Below are 6,776 nucleotides of genomic sequence, written 5' to 3'. Positions count from 1 at the left end.
CCCGGCGGCGCCGATGCCGCGAGCCTGCTGGCCGGGCTGTCGATCCCCGGCGCGAACGGCGAGCTGCCGCTGGCCAGCGTGGCGCGCGTGCTGCGCGCCAGCGAGGCGGGGCGCATCGAGCGCCGCGACGGCGAGCGCGTGGTGACGCTGGACGTGGCGCTCAACGGCCGCCCGCTCGACCAGGTGGCGGCCCAGCTCGACACGCTGCCGGCCCTGCAGCGGCTGCCGGCCGGCGTGCACCGCGGGCTCGGCAACGACGCCCAATCGCTGGCCGAGCTGTTCGGCGGTTTCTACCAGGCGATGCTGTTCGGCCTGATCTGCATCTACGCGATCCTGGTGCTGCTGTTCGGCGGCTTCGTGCTGCCGGCCACCGTGCTGGTGGCGCTGCCGCTCTCGCTGGGCGGCGCGGCGGCCGCGCTCGCGCTGCTGCCGGGGCTGGGGCTGTCGCTGGCTTCGCTGGTGGGGGTGCTGATGCTGATGGGGCTCAGCACCAAGAACGCGATCCTGCTGGTGGAGCATGTGCAGATCGCCCGGCGCGGCTCGGACATCTCGCGCGCCGAGGCGATCGTCGATGCCTGCCGCAAGCGCGCGCGGCCGATCGTGATGACCACGCTGGCGATGATGGCGGGCCTGCTGCCGCTCGCGCTCGACATGCGCGGCGACGCGTTCCGTTCCTCGATGGCGGTGACCGTGATCGGCGGGCTGGTCAGCTCGACCCTGCTGAGCCTGCTGCTGGTGCCGGTCGCCTTCATGCTGCTCGACCGCGGGCAGGCGCGCCTGGGGCGGCTGCTGCATCGGCCGCCGCGGCCCTCGTCGTCGTCCCCGGCCTCGCGGCACGAGGCGCCGGCCCAGGCGAGCGGCGAGGTGGGACGCGAGGTGGTGCGCGAGGCGGGCGTCGCCCAGGCCGCCCGCGCCAGCCGCGAGCCGGCCTGAGCGGCACGCCGCCTTCAGGCATTCATTCGATCATCCAGCGCGACAGGCCGTGCCGTCCGCTCAGGCCGAGCTTGATGCGGGCGCGCTTCAGGTAGGTTTCGATGGTGCTGGCGCGCAGGTCCAGCTCGTCGCAGATCGCGGGCAGGGTATAGCCCGACAGGATCAGGATGCAGACCTGCTGCTCGCGCGAGGACAGCGTGATGTTCTGCTGCTCGAGGCGTTCGCGAAAGCGCTGCGAGAGCGTGTCGGCGGCGCTGTCGGGCAAGGCCGCGCTCGCCTCGCCGGCCGGCGGCGCGAAGAACTCGTCGTCGTCGCTCGCGGTGGCGGGCTGCTGCATCGAGGCATGCTGCTCGACCAGCGGCAGCAGCGCCTGCGAGAGCTCGCCGAGCGAGGCCAGTTCGTCGGGACGAAAGTCGCCGCGTTCGGCCTCGCGCTGCAGGAACACCACGAAATGCGTGCGCACGCGCCGCATCAGGATGATGCAGCGATGGGCCGGCGTGACCGCGCTTTCGTCGTCGAACAGGCGCGGCGCGAGATGGATCAGCCGCGGGCCGTCCGGATCGAGGATCTGCTCGATCAGCGTCTCGGGCAGGCGCTGGCCGATGCCGCTGTCGTGCAGTTCCATGCCGTGGATGGTCGAGGCGCCGACCAGCCGGCCGAGGTGCGGATCGGTATGCCAGATCGAGACGTGCATCATGTCGATCGTGACCGTGCCGCTGATGAAGCGCTGCATGGCTGAAAAGAATCGGGTGGTCCCCACGTTCGAGATCACCCTGCCAAGTTTCACGATGCTGTCGCGCATGATAGCCCTGTCGTGTGTTGCGCATGCCGGCACGTGGTGCCGGTTGCCTGGAGCCCGTCCCGGGTGCTCCGGATTCGACGGATCGGTCCGGTCCGCTCGAACGCGCAGGCTTCATCGATAACCCCTGCGCAGGTCCTTTTATTCCCCTAATATCGATCAATTCCCCCGGCGTCGCATCGTCGAGACGACGGACTGTCGATCGACGCGAAGCGCCGTAAATACTGAATTGGCGACCCGAAGAACGGGTCTGGTTTTCAGTTTCATTTTGTTCTTGACGATTGAATTTGAAGGCCTGGCGGTGAAGGAAACTTTCCCATCCATTCGATCGGATAACGAAAAAATGATCAATCGGAAATATCTTCTTATGATTCGATGACAGGAATAAAAACAACCGGATTCGTCAATCGACGACCATGGAATGGTTAACGATTCATGTTTCCATGGCGTGTAAATCCGTATAAAAATTTGAATTGTTTCTCAGCTGAAAATTCAATGTACTAAATACCACGATAGCAGGTGGCGCGATAGCGTCAATCGCCGCCCGCGGCCGGCGACGTGGGGCGGGGCGCCGTTTTTGTCCCCGCTATGGAGTACAGACAGGCCCGGGGGCCGATGCTCTAATGCCTGACAGGTAAGCTGCGGTTCCTGTCGTGCTTCGCCGCGAGGGCCGCGTCCACAACCCTCCCGGCGTCGCGGCATCGTCATGGCGAGCGCACCCGGACCATGGCGGGGCCGCCGGCCCCGGACAGGAGTCGCTGATGAATTCCCAAACCCTTGCACCGGACCTCGACGCGATCGATACGGGCTCCGAAGCGTCGGCGCTGTACCCCGAGGCCGCCTTCGACGGCAGCGTGCGGATCTCCACCTTGCGCGACGGCGCGAGCCTGCCGGTGGTGTTCGAGCCGGCGCGCGCGCACGACGATCCGGTCGCCTGGGCCAGCCGCCATCGCGAGGCCGTCGACGCGGCGCTGTGCCGGCACGCGGCGATCCTGTTCCGCGGCTTCGCGCTGCCCACCCCGCAGGATTTCGAGCGCTTCGCCGAGGCGCTTTCGCCGGGCTTGCACGGAACTTACGGCGATCTGCCGAAGAAGGAAGGCGGGCGCAACATCTACCGCTCGACCCCGTATCCCGAGCAGGAAATGATTCTGTTCCACAACGAGAGCTCGCACCTGGAGAGCTGGCCGCGCAAGCAGTGGTTCTATTGCGAGGTGCCCTCGCCGGTGGGCGGCGCGACGCCGCTGGTCGACATCCGCGAGATGATCCGCGTGCTGCCGGCCGAGCTGGTCGAGCGCATCGAGCGCAAGTCGCTGCTGTACGTGCGCACCTTCACCGAGGAGCTCGACCTGTCCTGGCGCGAGTTCTTCAAGACCGACGATCGCGCCGTGGTCGAGGCGCGCTGCCGCGCGGCCGGCACCGAGTTCCGCTGGCTCGAGGACGACGCCTTCCAGATGCGCACGCGCTGCGCGGGCGTGATCCGTCATCCGTCGACCGGCGAGCGCGCCTTCTTCAACCAGGTGCAGCTGCATCATCCCTACTGCCTGGGCCCGGGCGTGCGCGAGGACCTGATCGAGCTGGTCGGTGCCGAGTGCCTGCCGCGCAATGTCTGCTACGGCGACGGCACGCCGATCGCCGACGAGGACATGGCGCTGATCGGCCGGGCCTACGAGGCTTGCGCGGTGCGTTTCGACTGGCGCCGCGGCGACGTGGTGATGCTCGACAACATGCTGACCGCGCATGCGCGCGATCCCTTCGAGGGGCCGCGCAAGATCGTGGTGGCGATGGGGGAGATGATGTCGCGCGAGCCGCTGCAGGCGGCGGCCTGAACCAGCGGGCGGCGCGCCCGCCGGGGCGGCGCCGCCTGCATGGGCCTGCATGGCATCGCGGTTCGGGCCGGCGGGCGCCCCGTCGAGGCGGGGACGTCCCGCCTGAGCGCGCCGCCGCGATGCTCGGGATACCTCAGCGTCGCGACGAGCGCAAGCCGATCCGCTTCAGCACCTTGTGCGCCAGCGCATAGGCCAGCGCGCCGACCAGCAGCGGCGCGAACGGGCTGAGCGCGTAGGTGCGGGCGAGCTTCCTGACCGCCGGATACTGCCAGTCGCCGTTGATGTGCAGCGGCGAGGCGAAGGTCCTGGCCACCGTCACGCCGAACTGCGTGCCGACCGATTCCACCGCGTGCCACCAGAACACCGGGATGTAGAGCGCATCGCCAGGCTCCACCAGCACGCGATACGGCCGCAGCTTCGAGAAGCCCGCGTAGCGCCGGCTGTCGACGTCGAACAGGTAACCGTTCTCGCGAATCACCGGCAGCAGGGCCTGCCACGACACGTCGTCGGGCGGCAGGATCAGCACTTCCTTGGCGCCGACCACCTGGGTCATCAGGGTCTCGTCGGCGGCATGGAAGTGCCAGTCGGTGTAGGAGCCGCGATACAGGAAGGCGCGGTACAGCGGGTTGACGCGCGGCTTGCCGGCGTTCTGCAGGAAGGTGTAGCCGGTGATGTCCTGCTGCAGCTCCGCGAGCGGCGACTTGTCGTCGAACTCGCAGGCGTCGAGCACCAGCTGGCCGCCGTTGAGCTTCATCTCGTCGAGGAAGGCATGGAAGGGCATGCCCTTCATGTTGGTGCCGATGTCGTCGATCAGCTTCTGGCGGATGTCCTCGTTGACCCAGGCGATCAGCTCCGAGCAGGGATAGTGGCGCGCTTCCACCTGGATGTCGTTGGCGGCCCGCTTGAAGTACTCCGGATCGCGCCACTCCCGGAACGCGGGCCAGTGCGCCGCCGCGCCGCGTACCCGGCAGGGCAGGTTCTGCATCACGTAGTGCTTGTGGAAATCCTCCTGGCTGAGGTCGCGCGCGTCGAGCGAATCGATCTCCTCCGAGGCTTCGTAGTTGGGAAAGCCCGTGAGGCTCCACGGATATTCCAACGGACCGGCGCTGGCGTCATTGCGGACTGTCATTGAGTGTCCCTGTATCGGCAGATTCGTTCGCGGCCGTTCCCGCGCGCTGGCGCGAACGGCCCGATGCTTGAAGGATTGAAACATCGAATCCGGGCCGCGTCTGTCATCGCAAAGCGCGACAGTCGACGCAGGCCGCGACCCTGTCCCCTGTCCCCTGTCCCGGCAAGGTCGGCATGCGGTGTCGGGAAGCCCTGCCCGCGGCGGCCGCGGGCAGGGCTCGTGCTTACTCCACCACGCCCGCCACGCCGACGCCGAGCGCCTGCGTGATGGCCGCGCCGAGCGCCTGCACATGCGGCATGGCCACCACCGTCATGTGCGTGCCCGCCACCGGCACCCGTTGCAGGCGATCGCCGAGCAGCGGCGCCCAGCCGAGCGCGGCGTCCTCGCGCGCCTCGCCGGCCGCGGCGAACAGCGTGACCGGCGCCTGCAGCGGCTCCGGCCGGTAGCCGAGCACCGCCTGCTGGGTGGCCGCCGCGACCGCCAGGTAGCGCGACAGCAGGGCCGCGTCGAGTTCGCGCGGGATGTCCGGCGGCAGCAGCCCGTTGGCCTGGGCGAACGACAGCAGGGCCGGCAGGTCGCGCTCGGCGGCGAGCCGCTCGAAGCCTTGCTGCAGGTCCGCGTCGAGCTGCTCGGGCAGCCAGTCGCGCAGGTAGGCGATCTCGTCGAGCGTCGAGGCCTGCGCGACGGCGGCGGCTGCCGGCCGCGCCGCATCGATCAGGCCGAGGAACTGCACCTGCTCGCCGGCGGCGAGCAACTGCCGCGCGATCTCGTAGGCGACCAGCCCGCCCGCCGACCAGCCGGCGATCCGGTAGGGCCCTTGCGGCTGGACCGCGCGGATCGCCGCGACGTGCGCGCCGGCCAGCGCGGCCATCTCGCGCAGCGGCGTCTCGCCCTCGCCGAAGCCCGGCGCGGCCAGGCCGTACACCGGCATGCCGGCGTCGAGCCAGGGCGCCAGGTCGTGCGCGTACTTCACGCCGCCGCCCACCGGATGCGCCAGGAACAGCGGCGTGCCGGCGCCGGTGCGCACCGGCACCAGGTTCGGGTGACGCGCGGCCTGGCCGTCGCGGCGCAGCGAGGCCGCGAAGCCGGCCACGGTCGGCTTGCGGAACAGGTCGCGCATGTCGATCGGCATGCCGAGCTTCTTGCGCAGTTGCGAGACCATCTGCACCGCCATCAGGGAGATGCCGCCGAGCTCGAAGAAGTGATCGTGCCGGCCCACCCGCTCGCGCGAGAGCAACTGCTGCCAGAGCGCGGCGATGGCCTGCTCGATCTCGCCGCGCGGCGTGTCGTCGCCGTCGTGCGCGGCCTCGTCCGCTTCGTCGTCCCCGGCAAGCAGGGCCGGCTCGGCCTCGAGCGCCGGGTCCCGCGGCGCGGGCGCCACCAGCTCCGGCACCAGCGAGCCGATCGGCCGCCCCGGGTCGGCCGCCATCTCGGCGAGCACCTGGGCGAATCGCTCGCCGGTGCTGGCGGCGAATGGCGCGTCGAACAGGTCGGCGGCATAGATCAGCGCGCCGGCGATCACCTCGCCGTCGTCGGCCAGCGACAGGGTCAGGTCGAACTGGCTGGTGGTCTGCGCCTGGTCCAGCGATTCCAGCACCAGCCCCGGCAGCGCCAGGTCGGTGGCCGGCGTGTTGTTCAGGCTCAGCATGACCTGGAAGATCGGGCTGTGGGCCAGGCTGCGCGAGGGCTGCAGCGCCTCCACCACCTGCTCGAACGGCACTTCCTGGTGCGAGTAGGCGGCAGTCGCCGTGGTCCTGACCTGCTCGAGCAGCTCGGCCACGCTCATGCCGTCGCCGAAGCTCACGCGCAGCGCCAGGGTATTGACGAAGAAGCCGATCAGGCCTTCCAGGTCCGCGCGCGGGCGGTTCGCCACCGGCGAGCCGATCACCACGTCCTGCTGCCCGGCCAGGCGGCCGAGCAGGACCGACCAGCCCGCCAGCAAGGTCATGAAGACCGTCGCGCCATGGCGCTGGCCCAGCTCGCGCACCGCCGCGCTGGCCTCGGCCGACAGCGCGAAGGGCAGGCTGGCGCCGGCATAGCGCTGCACCGCCGGGCGTGCCGCGCGGGTCGGCAGCGCCAGCCGCGCCGG

General features: G+C 69.7%; 5 protein-coding genes. 2 read left to right on the top strand and 3 right to left on the bottom strand.

Annotation, left to right across the window (positions count from 1 at the left end; genetic code table 11):
• Nucleotides 1-933 (top strand): efflux RND transporter permease subunit (locus F3J18_RS34695; RefSeq protein WP_166916624.1); only part of this gene is annotated, 933 nt, incomplete at its 5' end.
• A 22-nt stretch (nt 934-955) separates the two neighbouring features.
• Here F3J18_RS34695 and F3J18_RS34690 read toward each other — a convergent pair.
• Nucleotides 956-1,735: a helix-turn-helix transcriptional regulator gene (locus tag F3J18_RS34690; protein ID WP_084152638.1), complete on the bottom strand. Its 780-nt coding sequence runs from the start codon at nt 1,733-1,735 to the stop codon at nt 956-958.
• A 758-nt stretch (nt 1,736-2,493) separates the two neighbouring features.
• Here F3J18_RS34690 and F3J18_RS34685 point away from each other — a divergent pair.
• Complete coding sequence (locus F3J18_RS34685) at nt 2,494-3,558, top strand: TauD/TfdA family dioxygenase (protein WP_025101674.1); 1,065 nt, start codon at nt 2,494-2,496, stop codon at nt 3,556-3,558.
• Between the two features lie 133 nt (nt 3,559-3,691).
• On the opposite strand, the gene F3J18_RS34680 is transcribed toward F3J18_RS34685, so the two are convergent.
• Both F3J18_RS34680 and F3J18_RS34675 read right to left on the bottom strand, forming a co-directional pair.
• A complete protein-coding gene (locus tag F3J18_RS34680; RefSeq protein ID WP_025101673.1) occupies nt 3,692-4,687 on the bottom strand; it encodes a cupin-like domain-containing protein in 996 nt (331 codons plus the stop codon).
• 223 nt (nt 4,688-4,910) lie between these two features.
• Nucleotides 4,911-6,776: condensation domain-containing protein (locus F3J18_RS34675; RefSeq protein ID WP_240156494.1), on the bottom strand; the 1,866-nt coding region annotated here is incomplete at its 5' end.

This window comes from Burkholderia sp. Ax-1720 (assembly GCF_011753035.1).
Lineage (GTDB): Bacteria > Pseudomonadota > Gammaproteobacteria > Burkholderiales > Burkholderiaceae > Burkholderia > Burkholderia gladioli.
The sequence above is the reverse complement of the archived record's forward strand: the minus strand, read 5'-3'. Positions and strand labels throughout refer to the sequence as shown.